Origin of the sequence: Escherichia sp. KS167_9B, from assembly GCF_030295215.1 — a bacterium.
In the GTDB taxonomy this organism is placed as follows: domain Bacteria; phylum Pseudomonadota; class Gammaproteobacteria; order Enterobacterales; family Enterobacteriaceae; genus Escherichia; species Escherichia coli_F.
Window position 1 is genome coordinate 4,957,045 of record NZ_AP025754.1, and the last position, 17,529, is coordinate 4,974,573.

Annotated in this window: 15 protein-coding genes and 1 pseudogene; 12 read left to right on the forward strand and 4 right to left on the reverse strand. The window is 51.0% G+C overall.

Features of this window, described 5'->3' with window-relative positions:
* The first annotated feature begins 127 nt into the window (after positions 1-127).
* Positions 128-1,165, forward strand: a complete 1,038-nt coding sequence (gene dusA, locus QUE34_RS24635) for a tRNA dihydrouridine(20/20a) synthase DusA (RefSeq protein WP_001355080.1) — start codon at positions 128-130, stop codon at positions 1,163-1,165.
* Between the two features lie 133 nt (positions 1,166-1,298).
* Positions 1,299-1,541: an envelope stress response protein PspG gene (gene pspG / locus QUE34_RS24640; protein WP_000891404.1), complete on the forward strand. Its 243-nt coding sequence runs from the start codon at positions 1,299-1,301 to the stop codon at positions 1,539-1,541.
* A gap of 165 nt (positions 1,542-1,706) precedes the next feature.
* On the opposite strand, the gene QUE34_RS24645 is transcribed toward pspG, so the two are convergent.
* On the reverse strand, positions 1,707-2,690 hold the full coding sequence (locus tag QUE34_RS24645) for a quinone oxidoreductase (protein ID WP_032304293.1): 984 nt from the start codon (positions 2,688-2,690) through the stop codon (positions 1,707-1,709).
* A gap of 82 nt (positions 2,691-2,772) precedes the next feature.
* On the opposite strand from QUE34_RS24645, the gene dnaB reads away from it, so the two are divergent.
* From dnaB to QUE34_RS24675, 6 genes are all read left to right on the forward strand, one after another.
* Positions 2,773-4,167, forward strand: a complete 1,395-nt coding sequence (gene dnaB / locus QUE34_RS24650) for a replicative DNA helicase (protein ID WP_105268551.1) — start codon at positions 2,773-2,775, stop codon at positions 4,165-4,167.
* A gap of 52 nt (positions 4,168-4,219) precedes the next feature.
* Complete coding sequence (gene alr / locus QUE34_RS24655; protein ID WP_001147340.1) at positions 4,220-5,299, forward strand: alanine racemase; 1,080 nt, start codon at positions 4,220-4,222, stop codon at positions 5,297-5,299.
* A 251-nt stretch (positions 5,300-5,550) separates the two neighbouring features.
* Positions 5,551-6,744: an aromatic amino acid transaminase gene (tyrB, locus tag QUE34_RS24660; RefSeq protein WP_032185680.1), complete on the forward strand. Its 1,194-nt coding sequence runs from the start codon at positions 5,551-5,553 to the stop codon at positions 6,742-6,744.
* 336 nt (positions 6,745-7,080) lie between these two features.
* Positions 7,081-7,794: an acid phosphatase AphA gene (gene aphA / locus QUE34_RS24665; protein WP_001226928.1), complete on the forward strand. Its 714-nt coding sequence runs from the start codon at positions 7,081-7,083 to the stop codon at positions 7,792-7,794.
* Positions 7,795-7,904: 110 nt separating this feature from the next.
* Positions 7,905-8,321, forward strand: coding sequence for a secondary thiamine-phosphate synthase enzyme YjbQ (locus QUE34_RS24670; protein WP_000270375.1), 417 nt, complete (start codon positions 7,905-7,907; stop codon positions 8,319-8,321).
* Positions 8,322-8,324: 3 nt separating this feature from the next.
* A complete protein-coding gene (locus QUE34_RS24675; RefSeq protein ID WP_000155657.1) occupies positions 8,325-8,681 on the forward strand; it encodes an MmcQ/YjbR family DNA-binding protein in 357 nt (118 codons plus the stop codon).
* 34 nt (positions 8,682-8,715) lie between these two features.
* Here QUE34_RS24675 and uvrA read toward each other — a convergent pair whose 3' ends face one another.
* Positions 8,716-11,538, reverse strand: a complete 2,823-nt coding sequence (uvrA, locus tag QUE34_RS24680; protein ID WP_000357740.1) for an excinuclease ABC subunit UvrA — start codon at positions 11,536-11,538, stop codon at positions 8,716-8,718.
* 254 nt (positions 11,539-11,792) lie between these two features.
* Between uvrA and ssb1 the strand changes: the two genes are divergently transcribed.
* A complete protein-coding gene (gene ssb1 / locus QUE34_RS24685; protein ID WP_032185683.1) occupies positions 11,793-12,329 on the forward strand; it encodes a single-stranded DNA-binding protein SSB1 in 537 nt (178 codons plus the stop codon).
* A gap of 99 nt (positions 12,330-12,428) precedes the next feature.
* On the opposite strand, the gene QUE34_RS24690 is transcribed toward ssb1, so the two are convergent.
* Positions 12,429-12,710: a YjcB family protein gene (locus tag QUE34_RS24690; RefSeq protein ID WP_001295689.1), complete on the reverse strand. Its 282-nt coding sequence runs from the start codon at positions 12,708-12,710 to the stop codon at positions 12,429-12,431.
* 428 nt (positions 12,711-13,138) lie between these two features.
* Here QUE34_RS24690 and pdeC point away from each other — a divergent pair.
* A pseudogene (pdeC, locus tag QUE34_RS24695) lies at positions 13,139-14,725 on the forward strand (cyclic di-3',5'-guanosine monophosphate phosphodiesterase PdeC).
* Positions 14,726-14,727: 2 nt separating this feature from the next.
* Here the strand turns inward: pdeC and soxS are convergent.
* Positions 14,728-15,051: a superoxide response transcriptional regulator SoxS gene (gene soxS / locus QUE34_RS24700; protein WP_000019358.1), complete on the reverse strand. Its 324-nt coding sequence runs from the start codon at positions 15,049-15,051 to the stop codon at positions 14,728-14,730.
* Positions 15,052-15,136: 85 nt separating this feature from the next.
* Between soxS and soxR the strand changes: the two genes are divergently transcribed.
* Together soxR and ghxP are read left to right on the forward strand one after the other, a co-directional pair.
* The gene (gene soxR, locus QUE34_RS24705; protein ID WP_000412428.1) at positions 15,137-15,601 is read left to right on the forward strand and encodes a redox-sensitive transcriptional activator SoxR; all 465 of its coding nucleotides are present in this window, start codon (positions 15,137-15,139) and stop codon (positions 15,599-15,601) included.
* A 545-nt stretch (positions 15,602-16,146) separates the two neighbouring features.
* Positions 16,147-17,496, forward strand: a complete 1,350-nt coding sequence (ghxP, locus tag QUE34_RS24710) for a guanine/hypoxanthine transporter GhxP (RefSeq protein ID WP_000106871.1) — start codon at positions 16,147-16,149, stop codon at positions 17,494-17,496.
* Positions 17,497-17,529 lie beyond the last annotated feature (33 nt).

Consider the following 17,529-nt stretch of genomic DNA (forward strand, 5'->3'; position numbering starts at 1 on the left):
TTCTTTTTCAAAGAGCCAGGCGCTTCCTGTTGTTATGGTATAGTACCCCGCTATTGAGCCTCCTGAACAGTGATGCTGAATAACATAACTCCATGATATATCGTTAAAATAATCTCTACTTTTGAAAATGCACGGTAATTCTGAAATGCAAAAAATCAACCAAACCAGCGCAATGCCTGAAAAAACTGACGTTCACTGGAGTGGTCGGTTTAGCGTTGCACCAATGCTCGACTGGACGGACAGGCACTGCCGTTATTTCCTGCGTCTGCTTTCCCGCAATACGTTGCTGTATACAGAAATGGTGACCACAGGGGCGATTATTCACGGTAAAGGTGATTACCTGGCGTACAGTGAAGAAGAACATCCGGTAGCGTTGCAACTGGGCGGTAGCGATCCGGCGGCGCTGGCGCAGTGTGCGAAGCTGGCAGAAACGCGCGGATATGATGAGATCAACCTGAATGTCGGCTGCCCGTCTGACCGGGTACAGAACGGCATGTTTGGTGCGTGCCTGATGGGCAATGCGCAGCTGGTTGCCGACTGCGTGAAAGCGATGCGCGATGTCGTATCGATTCCGGTGACGGTGAAAACGCGTATTGGCATCGATGACCAGGACAGCTATGAATTTCTCTGCGATTTCATCAACACCGTTTCCGGCAAAGGCGAGTGTGAGATGTTCATCATCCACGCACGTAAAGCCTGGCTTTCTGGGTTAAGCCCGAAAGAAAACCGTGAAATCCCGCCGCTCGATTATCCGCGTGTGTATCAACTGAAGCGCGACTTTCCGCATCTGACGATGTCGATTAACGGTGGCATCAAGTCGCTGGAAGAGGCTAAAGCACATTTGCAACATATGGATGGCGTGATGGTCGGGCGCGAAGCGTATCAGAATCCAGGCATTCTGGCGGCGGTAGACCGAGAGATCTTTGGTTCTTCGGATACCGATGCCGATCCGGTGGCGGTGGTGCGTGCCATGTATCCGTACATTGAGCGTGAACTCAGCCAGGGGACGTATCTCGGCCATATTACCCGGCATATGCTGGGCTTGTTCCAGGGTATTCCTGGCGCGCGTCAGTGGCGGCGTTATTTAAGTGAAAATGCCCATAAAGCGGGTGCTGACATTAACGTGCTGGAACACGCGCTCAAACTGGTGGCAGACAAGCGTTAACTTTTCACCAAAAAGTAGTCAAATTCACCACGCCCTGCGCACCGTCGCGGGGCGTTTTGCTGTTAAATCAATAGATTATTTTTGGCATGATTCTTGTAATGCCAGCAAGAGATTTCATATTTGGGAGAGCATCATGCTGGAACTACTTTTTGTGATTGGCTTTTTTGTCATGCTGATGGTCACCGGTGTTTCGTTGCTGGGTATTATCGCTGCGCTGGTTGTGGCGACGGCCATTATGTTCCTCGGCGGTATGCTGGCATTGATGATTAAGTTGCTGCCGTGGCTGTTATTGGCAATTGCGGTAGTGTGGGTTATTAAGGCGATTAAAGCACCAAAAGTGCCGAAATATCAGCGCTATGACCGTTGGCGTTACTAAGGGATTGTGCGGACGATCACAACCTAAGGTTTTATCCTTAGAACAAAATAGGAATTGATAATCAAATCTGTCACTATTGCGCCTCTAACAGATTCATCGTGCTGTACCCTACATACAGCCGAACTATAAAAAGAAAGGGCTTCCCAGGTGGAAGCCCTATTTCTTTTATGGAATCAACAGGCTGGAACCTTGCGTCGCCCGGCTTTCCAGAATCGCATGCGCACGCTGTGCATCCTTAAGCGGATATTTCTGCTGCTCGGTGACATCGACCTTAATCACACCGCTGGCAATCAAAGAGAACAGTTCATTACTGGCCTCGGTTAATTCCTCCCGCGTGGTGATATAGCCTTGGAGGGAAGGGCGTGTCACATACAGCGAGCCTTTCTGATTGAGAATGCCTAAGTTCACACCGGTAACCGCACCTGATGAGTTGCCAAAACTGACCATTAAGCCGCGGCGTTGCAGGCAATCCAGCGACCGTTCCCAGGTGTCTCTGCCCACGGAATCGTACACCACGCGCACTTTCTTACCGCCGGTGATCTCTTTTAACCGCTCGACCAGGTTTTCTTCGCGATAGTTAATCACCTGCCACGCCCCCGCTTTTAGCGCACTCTGCGCTTTTTGCGCGCTTCCCACGGTACCGATGAGCTTCGCGCCCAGGGCTTTTGCCCACTGGCAGGCAATCAAGCCAACGCCGCCAGCAGCAGCGTGGAACAGGAACTGTTCGTCGGGTTTAATTTCATAGGTTTTGCGCAGCAGATAATAAACCGTTAAGCCTTTCAGGAATGATGCCGCCGCTTGCTCAAAAGAAATTGCCGCGGGCAGAATCGCCGCTTTATCGGCATTGACGTTATGCACAGAGCTGTAAGCGCCTAATGCCGACTGTGCATAGACTACGCGATCGCCTGCCTTAATATGCTTTACACCACTGCCGACTTTACTCACGATGCCTGCCGCTTCGGTACCTAATCCGCTGGGTAGCGATGGCGGCGGATAAAGGCCGCTGCGGATATACGTGTCGATAAAATTGATGCCAATGGCTTTATTTTCGACCTGGATTTCATTCTCCGCCGGATCGGCAGGAGTGAACTCTACGGCTTGAAGTACTTCCGGGCCACCGTGCTTGTGAAATTCAATTCGTGTTGCCATGTGTCCTCCAGAACGTATCGTCAGGGTCTGCTTCATATGGTAAAGTTTCGACCCATTCTTTATCTCGGTAACTCCATTCACTATGGCAGGAAATAAACCCTTCAACAAACAGCAGGCTCAAGTTGCCGGGCTGAAAGTGCCTCCGCACTCGATCGAAGCGGAGCAGTCGGTGTTGGGCGGTTTAATGCTGGATAACGAACGCTGGGACGATGTAGCCGAGCGTGTGGTGGCAGACGATTTTTACACCCGCCCACACCGTCATATCTTTACCGAAATGGCGCGTTTGCAGGAAAGCGGTAGTCCTATCGATCTGATTACCCTTGCGGAATCGCTGGAACGTCAGGGGCAACTCGACAGCGTTGGTGGTTTTGCTTACCTGGCAGAGTTGTCAAAAAATACGCCAAGTGCGGCGAACATCAGTGCCTATGCGGACATCGTGCGTGAACGTGCCGTTGTCCGTGAAATGATCTCTGTCGCGAATGAGATTGCCGAAGCCGGTTTTGATCCGCAGGGGCGAACCAGCGAAGACCTGTTGGACCTGGCTGAATCCCGCGTCTTTAAAATTGCCGAAAGTCGTGCAAACAAAGACGAAGGGCCGAAGAACATCGCCGATGTGCTCGACGCAACCGTGGCGCGTATTGAGCAGCTGTTTCAGCAGCCACACGATGGCGTTACCGGGGTAAACACCGGTTATGACGATCTCAACAAAAAAACCGCTGGTTTGCAGCCGTCGGATTTGATCATCGTCGCCGCGCGTCCGTCGATGGGTAAAACGACATTTGCGATGAACCTCGTCGAAAACGCGGCGATGTTGCAAGATAAACCGGTACTTATCTTCTCTCTTGAGATGCCATCAGAACAGATTATGATGCGTTCTCTGGCGTCGCTGTCGCGCGTTGACCAGACTAAAATCCGTACCGGGCAGCTGGATGATGAAGACTGGGCGCGTATTTCCGGCACCATGGGTATTTTGCTCGAAAAACGCAATATCTATATTGATGATTCCTCCGGCCTGACACCAACGGAAGTGCGTTCCCGCGCACGCCGTATTGCCCGTGAACACGGCGGCATCGGGCTTATCATGATCGACTACCTGCAATTGATGCGCGTACCGGCGCTTTCCGATAACCGTACGCTGGAAATTGCAGAAATCTCCCGCTCGCTGAAAGCACTGGCGAAAGAACTGAACGTGCCGGTGGTGGCGCTGTCCCAGTTGAACCGTTCTCTGGAACAACGTGCCGACAAACGCCCGGTCAACTCCGACCTGCGTGAATCTGGTTCTATCGAGCAGGATGCGGACTTGATCATGTTTATCTATCGTGATGAGGTGTATCACGAAAACAGTGATTTAAAAGGCATCGCGGAAATTATTATCGGTAAACAACGTAACGGCCCAATCGGGACGGTACGCCTGACCTTTAACGGTCAATGGTCGCGCTTCGACAACTATGCGGGGCCGCAGTACGACGACGAATAATAATTATTTTATGAATTAGGTAATTAAAGCAAACACTTATCAAGGAACACAAATGCAAGCGGCAACTGTTGTGATTAACCGCCGCGCTCTGCGACACAACCTGCAACGTCTTCGTGAACTGGCTCCTGCCAGTAAAATGGTTGCGGTGGTGAAAGCGAACGCTTATGGTCACGGTCTTCTTGAGACCGCGCGAACGCTCCCCGATGCTGACGCCTTTGGCGTAGCCCGTCTCGAAGAAGCTCTGCGACTGCGTGCGGGGGGAATCACCAAACCTGTACTGTTACTCGAAGGCTTTTTTGATGCCAGAGATTTACCGACGATTTCTGCGCAGCATTTTCATACCGCCGTGCATAACGAAGAACAGCTTGCTGCGCTGGAAGAGGCTAGCCTGGACGAGCCGGTTACCGTCTGGATGAAACTCGATACTGGTATGCACCGTCTGGGTGTAAGGCCGGAACAGGCTGAGGCGTTTTATCATCGTCTGACGCGGTGCAAAAACGTTCGTCAGCCGGTGAATATCGTCAGCCATTTTGCGCGCGCGGATGAGCCAAAATGCGGTGCAACCGAGAAACAACTCGATATCTTTAATACCTTTTGTGAAGGCAAACCTGGTCAACGTTCCATTGCCGCGTCGGGGGGCATTCTGCTGTGGCCACAGTCACATTTTGACTGGGTGCGCCCGGGCATCATTCTTTACGGTGTCTCGCCGCTGGAAGATCGCTCCACCGGTGCCGATTTTGGCTGTCAGCCAGTGATGTCACTAACCTCCAGCCTGATTGCTGTGCGTGAGCATAAAGCCGGAGAGCCTGTCGGTTATGGTGGAACCTGGGTAAGCGAACGTAATACCCGTCTTGGCGTAGTCGCTATGGGTTATGGCGATGGTTATCCGCGCGCCGCGCCGTCCGGTACGCCGGTGCTGGTGAACGGTCGCGAAGTACCGATTGTTGGCCGCGTCGCAATGGATATGATTTGCGTAGATTTAGGTCCACAGGCGCAAGATAAAGCCGGGGATCCGGTCATTTTGTGGGGTGAAGGTTTGCCTGTAGAGCGTATCGCTGAAATGACGAAAGTAAGCGCTTACGAACTTATCACGCGCCTGACCTCAAGGGTCGCGATGAAATACGTGGATTAATCGTTCTGTAATATCTGATTATCTGTGCCGGATGTGGTATGAATGCCTATCCGGCTAATAAAATCTTACTAATTCAATAAATTGATATTATTTCATGCTGTTATAAAGGTCGTGCCTCTGGCGAATGTGCGTTTGTCATTGGTCACTTTTTGTTGCTAATTGTCGTTCACCCCTGAACATCCTCTCGATCTTCCCCACCTTCCGGTTTATTGTGTTTTAACCACCTGCCCGTAAACCTGGAGAACCATCGCGTGTTTCAAAAAGTTGACGCCTACGCTGGCGACCCGATTCTTACGCTTATGGAGCGTTTCAAAGAAGACCCTCGCAGCGACAAAGTGAATTTAAGTATCGGTCTGTACTACAACGAAGACGGAATTATTCCCCAACTGAAAGCCGTGGCGGATGCGGAAGCGCGCCTGAATGCGCAGCCTCATGGCGCTTCGCTTTATTTACCGATGGAAGGGCTTAATAGCTATCGCCATGCCATTGCGCCACTGCTGTTTGGTGCGGACCATCCGGTACTGCAACAACAGCGCGTAGCAACCATTCAAACCCTTGGCGGCTCAGGGGCATTGAAAGTGGGCGCAGATTTCCTGAAACGCTACTTCCCGGAATCAGGCGTCTGGGTCAGCGATCCTACCTGGGAAAACCACGTAGCAATATTCGCCGGGGCTGGATTCGAAGTGAGTACTTACCCCTGGTATGACGAAGCGACTAACGGCGTGCGCTTTAATGACCTGTTGGCGACGCTAAAAACATTACCTGCCCGCAGTATTGTGTTGCTGCACCCATGTTGCCACAACCCAACGGGTGCCGATCTCACTAATGACCAGTGGGATGCGGTGATTCAAATTCTCAAAGCCCGCGAGCTTATCCCATTTCTTGATATTGCCTATCAAGGATTTGGTGCCGGTATGGAAGAGGATGCCTACGCCATTCGCGCCATTGCCAGCGCTGGATTACCCGCTCTGGTGAGCAATTCGTTCTCGAAAATTTTCTCCCTTTACGGCGAGCGCGTCGGCGGACTTTCTGTGCTGTGTGAAGATGCCGAAGCCGCAGGCCGCGTACTGGGGCAATTGAAAGCAACAGTTCGCCGCAACTACTCCAGCCCGCCGAATTTTGGTGCGCAGGTGGTGGCTGCGGTGCTGAATGACGAGGCATTGAAAGCCAGCTGGCTGGCGGAAGTAGAAGAGATGCGTACTCGCATTCTGGCGATGCGTCAGGAACTGGTGAAGGTATTGAGCACAGAAATGCCAGAACGCAATTTCGATTATCTGCTTAATCAGCGCGGTATGTTCAGTTATACCGGTTTAAGTGCCGCTCAGGTTGACCGACTACGTGAAGAATTTGGTGTCTATCTCATCGCCAGCGGTCGCATGTGTGTCGCCGGGTTAAATACGGCAAATGTACAACGTGTGGCAAAGGCGTTTGCTGCGGTGATGTAATGTCGTTGGCAGGCGGATGAACAGCCGCCTGCTCAATCATCAATAAGTGGGTATACGTATTTTTTCGGCTAATCGTACAAAGGAATGGGTTCTGATAAGCGATATTTCCTACTGAGAAAATAGAAGTTTTTATATCCGAATATTTTTACACGATAGAGAGCCATTAAGTTATTAAATACAACTAACATAGTCTGATTGCATGTGATCCTGCTCCCTTTCTTAACAAAAGCCGTAGATAACCCTTTTATTCCCTGGCAGCTGGCGTTATGGTCAGATGGTTTTTGCAACAAATCTCACAATAAAAAGTTTCAACATACTGACTATTTAGGGAAAAATATGCGCAAGATCACACAGGCAATCAGTGCCGTTTGCTTATTGTTCGCTCTAAACAGTTCCGCTGTTGCCCTGGCCTCATCTCCTTCACCGCTTAACCCTGGTACTAACGTTGCCAGGCTTGCTGAACAGGCTCCAATTCATTGGGTTTCGGTCGCACAAATTGAAAATAGCCTCGCAGGTCGTCCGCCAATGGCGGTGGGGTTTGATATCGATGACACGGTACTTTTTTCCAGTCCGGGCTTCTGGCGCGGCAAAAAAACCTTCTCGCCAGAAAGCGAAGATTATCTGAAAAATCCTGTGTTCTGGGAAAAAATGAACAATGGCTGGGATGAATTCAGCATTCCAAAAGAGGTCGCTCGCCAGCTGATTGATATGCATGTACGCCGCGGTGACGCGATCTTCTTTGTGACTGGTCGTAGCCCGACGAAAACAGAAACGGTTTCAAAAACGCTGGCGGATAATTTTCATATTCCTGCCACCAACATGAATCCGGTAATTTTTGCGGGCGATAAACCAGGGCAAAATACAAAATCGCAATGGCTGCAGGATAAAAATATCCGAATTTTTTATGGCGATTCCGATAACGATATTACCGCCGCACGCGATGTTGGCGCTCGTGGCATCCGCATTCTACGCGCCTCCAACTCTACCTACAAACCCTTGCCACAAGCGGGGGCGTTTGGTGAAGAGGTGATCGTCAATTCAGAATACTGACAGAGCGGGAGAGCGTGATGCTCTCCCGAATGCTGTTTTTTTAATCACACCTTTATCCTTTCGCTGTCTTGCTGCAAACTGATTAAGAGAGTTTTATCAAGGAGCAGCACATGTGGTATCAAAAGACGCTCACGCTTAGCGCCAAATCTCGTGGGTTTCATCTGGTAACGGATGAAATTTTGAATCAGCTGGCTGATATGCCGCGCGTTAACATCGGTTTACTGCATCTGTTGCTGCAACATACCTCCGCCTCTCTGACACTTAATGAGAACTGCGATCCCACCGTACGCCACGACATGGAGCGTTTTTTCCTCCGCACCGTTCCCGATAACGGAAATTATGAGCATGACTATGAGGGGGCCGACGATATGCCTTCTCATATCAAATCCTCAATGCTGGGAACATCGCTTGTATTGCCGGTGCATAAAGGGCGTATTCAGACCGGCACCTGGCAAGGCATCTGGCTGGGGGAACATCGCATCCACGGCGGATCGCGTCGCATCATCGCGACACTACAAGGGGAGTAAAAAATGACCATTTCGGAGTTGCTACAATATTGCATGGCAAAACCAGGCGCAGAACAGAGCGTGCATAACGACTGGAAAGCGACGCAGATAAAAGTGGAAGATGTACTGTTTGCGATGGTGAAAGAAGTAGAAAATCGCCCAGCTGTTTCGCTGAAAACCAGCCCGGAGCTGGCGGAGCTGCTACGTCAGCAGCACAGCGATGTGCGTCCAAGCCGCCATCTGAATAAAGCGCACTGGAGCACCGTGTATCTCGACGGATCGCTACCGGATTCGCAAATCTATTATCTGGTGGATGCGTCTTATCAGCAGGCGGTGAATTTGCTGCCGGAAGAAAAACGTAAATTGCTGGTGCAACTCTGAAAGAAAAAGGCCGCTCAGAAAGCGGCCTTTGCGATTACAGCATCGGCTTAAGGAAGCGCGCCGTGTGTGATGCTTCGCACTCCGCGACGGTTTCTGGCGTACCGGAGACGAGGATTTCGCCGCCACCACTGCCGCCTTCCGGTCCCAGGTCGACAATCCAGTCAGCGGTTTTGATCACGTCGAGATTGTGCTCAATCACCACGATGGTATTGCCCTGATCGCGTAGTTTATGCAGTACGTCGAGCAGTTGCTGAATATCGGCAAAGTGCAGACCGGTGGTCGGCTCGTCGAGAATATACAGCGTCTGCCCGGTGCCGCGTTTTGACAGCTCACGCGCCAGCTTCACGCGCTGGGCTTCACCACCAGAAAGTGTGGTTGCGGACTGCCCCAGGCGAATGTACGTCAGACCAACGTCCATCAACGTTTGCAGCTTACGCGCCAGAGCTGGCACCGCATCAAAGAACTCACGCGCCTCTTCGATGGTCATATCCAGCACTTCGTGGATGGTTTTGCCTTTGTACTTAATCTCCAGCGTTTCACGGTTATAGCGTTTGCCTTTGCACTGGTCGCACGGTACGTAAATGTCCGGCAGGAAGTGCATCTCCACTTTGATCACGCCGTCGCCCTGACAGGCTTCGCAGCGTCCGCCACGGACGTTAAAGCTGAAACGTCCTGGCGTATAACCGCGCGCACGGGATTCCGGTACGCCCGCAAACAGTTCGCGCACAGGCGTAAACACGCCGGTATAGGTCGCCGGGTTAGAACGCGGAGTACGACCAATTGGGCTTTGGTCGATATCGATCACTTTATCGAAATGCTCCAGCCCCTGAATATCGCGATAAGGTGCCGGTTCGGCGATGGTCGCACCATTCAACTGGCGTTGGGCAATTGGGAACAGTGTGTCGTTAATCAGCGTCGATTTACCGGAACCTGAAACCCCTGTGATGCAGGTAAACAGACCGACTGGCAGCGTCAGCGTCACGTCTTTCAGGTTATTACCACGTGCGCCTGTCAGCTTCAGCACTTTTTCCGGATTCGCCGGAACGCGTTTCTTCGGCACTTCAATTTTGCGTTTGCCGCTCATGTATTGTCCGGTTAACGACTCTGGCACGGCCATAATCGCTTCCAGGGGACCTTCCGCGACTACTTCACCGCCGTGTACACCTGCGCCCGGGCCAATGTCGATCACATGGTCAGCGGCGCGAATCGCGTCTTCGTCGTGCTCCACCACAATCACGGTATTACCGAGATCGCGCAGATGGATAAGCGTACCCAGCAGGCGCTCGTTATCGCGCTGGTGCAGGCCGATAGACGGCTCATCGAGCACGTACATAACGCCAACCAGGCCCGCACCAATCTGGCTCGCCAGACGGATACGCTGGGCTTCACCGCCAGAAAGCGTTTCTGCCGAGCGGGAAAGTGTCAGGTAATTCAGGCCGACGTTAACGAGGAATTTCAGGCGATCGCCAATCTCCTTAAGAATTTTTTCCGCAATCTTCGCTCGTTGACCTGCGAGTTTGAGATTGTTGAAGAATTCCATCGCATGACCGATGCTCATGTCGGAGATAGCAGGCAGCGGCGTATTCTCGACATACACATGGCGCGCTTCCCGACGCAGACGCGTTCCTTCGCAGCTGGCGCACGGGCGATTGCTGATAAACTTGGCTAATTCTTCGCGTACCGCACTGGATTCCGTCTCTTTATAACGGCGCTCCATATTGTGCAGCACGCCTTCGAACGGATGACGACGAATGGAGGTATCGCCACGATCGTTCATGTATTTGAATTCAATGTTTTCTTTGCCAGAACCGTACAACACCACTTTATGCACATTCGCGCTCAGGCTGCCCCACGGCGCTTCGACGTCGAACTTATAGTGATCTGCCAGCGATTTCAGCATCTGGAAGTAATAGAAGTTGCGGCGATCCCAGCCTCGGATCGCACCACCTGCCAGCGACAGTTCCGGATTCTGGATCACGCGGTCAGGATCGAAATATTGCTGTACGCCAAGGCCGTCACAGGTCGGGCAGGCACCCGCCGGGTTGTTAAACGAAAACAGGCGTGGTTCCAGTTCACGCATACTGTAGCCGCAAATTGGGCAGGCGAAGTTGGCGGAAAATAGCAGCTCTTCCGCTTTTGGATCGTCCATATCGGCAACTACCGCGGTACCACCGGAAAGCTCCAGCGCGGTTTCAAACGACTCTGCCAGACGTTGGGTGAGATCGTCACGCACCTTGAAGCGATCAACCACCACTTCAATGGTATGTTTCTTTTGCAGTTCCAGTTTCGGCGGATCGGAAAGATCGCAGACTTCGCCATCAATACGAGCACGGATGTAACCCTGGCTTGCCAGATTTTCCAGCGTTTTGGTGTGTTCGCCTTTGCGCTCTTTAATGATTGGCGCGAGCAGCATCAGGCGTTTACCTTCCGGCTGCGACAGCACGTTATCCACCATCTGGCTGACGGTTTGCGCCGCCAGCGGTACATCGTGGTCCGGGCAGCGCGGCTCACCGACGCGGGCGAACAACAAACGCAAATAGTCGTGGATTTCGGTGATTGTCCCCACCGTAGAACGCGGGTTATGAGACGTCGATTTCTGCTCAATCGAGATGGCAGGAGAAAGCCCCTCAATATGATCGACGTCCGGCTTTTCCATCAGTGACAGAAACTGCCGCGCGTAGGCGGAAAGGGATTCAACGTAACGGCGCTGCCCTTCGGCATATAAGGTGTCGAAAGCGAGCGAGGATTTGCCAGAACCCGAAAGCCCGGTCACGACAATGAGCTTGTCGCGGGGGATAACGAGGTTGATGTTTTTGAGATTATGGGTGCGGGCGCCCCGAACTTCGATCTTATCCATTCACCTTTCCCGGATTAAACGCTTTTTTGCCCGGTGGCATGGTGCTACCGGCGATCACAAACGGTTAATTATGACACAAATTGACCTGAATGAATATACAGTATTGGAATGCATTACCCGGAGTGTTGTGTAACAATGTCTGGCCAGGTTTGTTTCCCGGAACCGAGGTCACAACATAGTAAAAGCGCTATTGGTAATGGTACAATCGCGCGTTTACACTTATTCAGAACGATTTTTTTTCAGGAGACACGAACATGGCCAGCAGAGGCGTAAACAAGGTTATTCTCGTTGGTAATCTGGGTCAGGACCCGGAAGTACGCTACATGCCAAATGGTGGCGCAGTTGCCAACATTACGCTGGCTACTTCCGAATCCTGGCGTGATAAAGCGACCGGCGAGATGAAAGAGCAGACTGAATGGCACCGCGTTGTGCTGTTCGGCAAACTGGCAGAAGTGGCCAGCGAATATCTGCGTAAAGGTTCTCAGGTTTATATCGAAGGTCAGCTACGTACCCGCAAATGGACCGATCAATCCGGTCAGGATCGCTACACCACAGAAGTCGTGGTGAACGTTGGCGGCACCATGCAGATGCTGGGTGGTCGTCAGGGTGGTGGCGCTCCTGCAGGTAGCAATATCGGTGGTGGTCAGCCGCAGGGCGGTTGGGGTCAGCCTCAGCAGCCGCAGGGCGGCAATCAGTTCAGCGGCGGCGCGCAGTCTCGCCCGCAGCAGTCTGCTCCGGCAGCACCGTCTAATGAGCCGCCGATGGACTTTGATGACGATATTCCGTTCTGATTTGTCATTAAAACAATAGGTTATATTGTTTTAAGGTGGATGATTAAAGCATCTGCCAGCCATAAAAAAAGAAGCCTCCGTTATGGAGGCTTCTACATATCAAGTCAAAATCATTGGCCATTGTGGCGGTGTCTGATTCATCTCTTCTATCATCACCGACTCGATGTTGTGCCAGATGGCGGTGATGTCCGCCATTGTGATGCCAAGCAACCCCATTGCGAACCAACAGGCGGAAACCACGCCCAGACCGCTGCTGATCACTGCAAGCCCGACATAATCAGACCGACGAAAACGGATGTTGAGCGTGCTGGCCAGAAACATCATTACGGCACTAAGAAGTTGCCAGCGAAGAAGAACCACGCCAGTGGTGAGGGTAGCCATCAAACAATTCCTCTGAAAAGAGCCGATACCCTGGACAGCGCGGCGTTGTTCACGGGAGGCGTGATACAATCTGGCTATCGCGGGGCTTGCAGAACACAAAAAGAAACACTCTGTTTGTTTCATTAATTTTGTGAACTATATCACAATTGATTGTTTGTTAGCCAGATTAGGCCGTGACTTTTATTGCCGTACAGATTATGTGTTTTTTCAGCGGCATTAAGGGCATATCTTCCCGCCGCCTCTGCATTCCTGTAGGAAATTAATTTTGAATATCAATGAATTATTTTTATTCAGGTGACGATTAAAAAGGTATCAATTTCAAATCAGGCAAAAGTGCTATTTATACCGTAAGATTTATCTAAAGACGTCGATAACCAGGGTTCTCGCCTTGCAATGACCGGGTATAAACAGGCAGGAAATTGATAGCAATGAGTCATCATGCACGACACCAATTACTGGCGTTGCCGGGCATTATCTTTTTAGTTCTCTTTCCCATCATTCTGTCGCTATGGATTGCCTTCCTTTGGGCAAAATCAGAAGTGAATAGTCAGCTCCAAACTTTTGCTCAGCTGGCGCTGGATAAATCCGAGCTGGTCATTCGCTAGGCAGATTTAGTGAGCGATGCAGCAGAACGCTATCAGGGGCAAGTTTGCACTCCGGCCCATCAAAAGCGAATGTTGAATATTATTCGTGGCTATCTTTATATTAATGAATTGATCTATGCCCGTGATAACCATTTTTTATGCTCATCGCTGATAGCGCCTGTAAACGGTTATACGATTGCACCAGCCGATTATAAGCGTGAACCTAACGTTTCTATCTATTATTACCGCGATACGCCTTTTTTCTCTGGCTATAAAATGACCTATATGCAGCGGGGAAATTATGTGGCGGTCATCAACCCTCTATTCTGGAGTGAAGTGATGTCTGATGATCCGACATTGCAATGGGGTGTGTATGATACGGTAACGAAAACCTTTTTCTCGTTAAGCAACGAGGCCTCGGCAGCAACGTTTTCTCCGCTGATTCATTTGAATGATTTAACCGTACAAAGAAATGGCTATTTATATGCGACAGTTTATTCGACAAAACGCCCAATTGCAGCCATTGTTGCGACTTCATATCAACGTCTTATAGCGCATTTTTATAATCATCTTATTTTTGCGTTACCCGCCGGCATTTTGGGGAGTCTTGTTCTGTTATTACTCTGGCTACGTATTCGACAAAACTATTTGTCTCCCAAACGCAAATTGCAACGCGCCCTCGAAAAACATCAACTTTGCCTTTATTACCAGCCCATAATCGATATCAAAACAGAAAAATGTATCGGCGCTGAAGCATTGTTACGTTGGCCTGGTGAGCAGGGGCAAGTAATGAATCCGGCAGAGTTTATTCCGCTGGCAGAAAAGGAGGGGATGATCGGACAGGTAACTGATTATGTTATTGATAATGTCTTCCGCGATCTGGGCGCGTACCTGGCAACACATGCCGATCGCTATGTTTCTATTAATCTGTCGGCCTCCGATTTTCATACGTCACGGTTGATAGCGCGAACCAATCAGAAAACAGAGCAATACGCGGTGCGTCCACAGCAAATTAAATTTGAAGTGACTGAACATGCATTTCTTGATGTCGACAAAATGACGCCGATTATTCTGGCTTTCCGCCAGGCCGGTTACGAAGTGGCAATTGATGATTTTGGTATTGGCTACTCTAACTTGCATAACCTTAAATCATTGAATGTTGATATTTTGAAAATCGACAAATCGTTTGTTGAGACGCTGACTACCCACAAAACCAGCCATTTGATTGCGGAACACATCATCGAGCTGGCGCACAGCCTGGGGCTGAAAACGATTGCAGAAGGGGTAGAAACTGAGGATCAGGTTAACTGGTTGCGTAAACGCGGCGTGCGTTATTGCCAGGGATGGTTCTTTGCGAAGGCGATGCCGCCGCAGGTGTTTATGCAATGGATGGAGCAATTACCCGCGCGGGGGTTAACGCGCGGGCAATAAAACTACAGGCGGTGGCGATAATCGCTGGGAGTGCGATCAAACTGCCGACGGAAAACGCGGGAGAAGGTCTGCTGCGAGACATAACCCAGGTCCATTGCGATATCAAAAATCGGACGCTCGGTGGTGCGCAACTCAACGGCGGCCAGTAACAGGCGGCGTTGGCGAATGTAATCACCAAGTGTCTGATGCGTTACCGTACGGAACATCCGCTGTAAGTACCACTTTGAATAACCTGATTTTTTCGCGACGACATCAATGTTCAGTGGCTGGTCAATATGCTCGTCAATCCATGCAATAAGATCCTGAATAATTTTCTGATGGGACATAAATCTGCCTCTTTTCAGTGTTCAGTTCGTTAATTCATCTGTTGGGGAGTATAATTCCTCAAGTTAACTTGAGGTAAAGCGATTTATGGAAAAGAAATTACCCCGCATTAAAGCCTTGCTCACCCCAGGCGAAGTGGCGAAACGCAGTGGGGTAGCGGTATCTGCACTGCATTTCTATGAGAGCAAAGGGCTGATTACCAGTATTCGAAATAGCGGTAATCAGCGACGATATAAGCGTGATGTGCTGCGATATGTAGCGATTATCAAGATTGCTCAACGTATTGGCATTCCATTGGCGACAATTGGTGAAGCATTTGGTGTGTTGCCTGAAGGGCATACGTTAAGCGCCAAAGAGTGGAAGCAGCTTTCTTCACAATGGCGAGAAGAATTAGATCGGCGCATTCATACCTTAGTGGCTTTGCGAGATGAACTGGATGGTTGCATTGGCTGCGGCTGCCTTTCGCGTAGCGACTGCCCGTTGCGTAACCCGGGCGACCGCTTAGGGGAAGAAGGTACTGGCGCGCGTTTGCTGGAAGACGAGCAAAACTAAAGCGCCACAAGGGCGCTTTAGTTTGTTTCCGGTCTTTGTCTTTCACTCTATCCCGCTGGTTCACAGGAGGGTTTCCCCCGACGTCAACACACCTCATTCGAGCACGTGGTGGAGGTTCCGGTTGGTGTTGATACTTTAATTGTATGCCGCCTCCGTATCTTCGCCAGTGCAAAAAGACGCTTTTTAGACGCAATATTTTTGCCATCTTGCACGATTTTTTACTGCAACTCTTCGCTACAAGCTACCTACAAATGCCGTAATTTTGCGCATCGACGGTAACGTTTGCGCATCAATTGCCTGGTTTTTCATCGTCAATACAAGAAAAGGGAAAAAAGCAGCAAACTTAGGTTGAAAAAGCCGCTATGATCGCCGGATAATCGTTTGCTTTTTTTTACCACCCGTTTTGTATGCGCGGAGTTAAACGTTTGCTTTTTTGCGACGCCCCACATTGTCGCAAACCTGGAGCAGGAAGATAACGTTTCGCTGGCAGGGGATTGTCCGCCACGCATCTTGACGAAAATTAAACTCTCAGGGGATGTTTTCTTATGTCTACGCCATCAGCGCGTACCGGCGGTTCACTCGACGCCTGGTTTAAAATTTCACAACGTGGAAGCACTGTCCGTCAGGAAGTGGTTGCCGGGTTAACAACGTTTCTGGCGATGGTCTACTCGGTTATCGTCGTTCCAGGCATGTTGGGTAAAGCGGGCTTCCCGCCTGCGGCAGTTTTCGTTGCGACCTGTCTGGTTGCCGGACTCGGTTCTATCGTGATGGGTCTGTGGGCTAATCTGCCGTTGGCGATTGGTTGCGCCATCTCCCTGACGGCGTTTACCGCATTCAGTCTGGTGCTGGGGCAACATATTAGCGTACCTGTCGCGCTGGGTGCCGTGTTCCTGATGGGTGTGCTGTTTACGATAATTTCTGCCACGGGTATTCGTAGCTGGATTTTGCGCAACTTGCCGCACGGTGTGGCGCACGGCACGGGGATCGGTATCGGTCTTTTCCTGCTGCTCATTGCCGCTAATGGTGTCGGTCTGGTGATTAAAAACCCGCTTGATGGTCTGCCCGTTGCGCTGGGTGATTTCGCGACCTTCCCGGTGATTATGTCACTGGTAGGTCTGGCGGTGATCATCGGCCTGGAAAAACTGAAAGTCCCTGGTGGCATTCTGCTGACCATTATCGGTATCTCAATTGTCGGTTTGATCTTCGATCCTAACGTCCATTTCTCCGGCGTTTTCGCTATGCCTTCATTGAGCGATGAAAACGGCAATTCACTGATTGGCAGCCTGGACATTATGGGCGCGCTGAACCCTGTGGTTCTGCCGAGCGTGCTGGCACTGGTGATGACTGCTGTTTTCGATGCCACCGGAACCATCCGGGCCGTCGCCGGCCAGGCAAACCTGCTGGATAAAGACGGGCAAATTATCGACGGCGGGAAAGCACTGACCACCGACTCCATGAGCAGTGTTTTCTCTGGTCTGGTGGGGGCAGCTCCGGCAGCGGTATACATCGAGTCTGCGGCGGGTACAGCGGCGGGCGGAAAAACCGGTCTGACGGCTATCACCGTTGGCGTGTTGTTCCTGCTGATTCTGTTCCTCTCTCCACTCTCTTACCTCGTTCCGGGTTACGCAACGGCTCCGGCGCTGATGTACGTTGGCCTGCTGATGCTGAGCAATGTGGCGAAAATTGACTTTGCTGATTTTGTTGATGCGATGGCGGGCCTGGTAACAGCAGTATTCATCGTACTGACCTGTAACATCGTAACAGGCATCATGATCGGCTTCGCGACTCTGGTGATTGGTCGTCTGGTTTCCGGAGAATGGCGCAAGTTGAACATCGGTACGGTCGTCATCGCCGTGGCGCTGGTGACCTTCTATGCGGGCGGTTGGGCTATCTAAGCTTTAATAAGATTCTGAAAACGGGTGGCAATG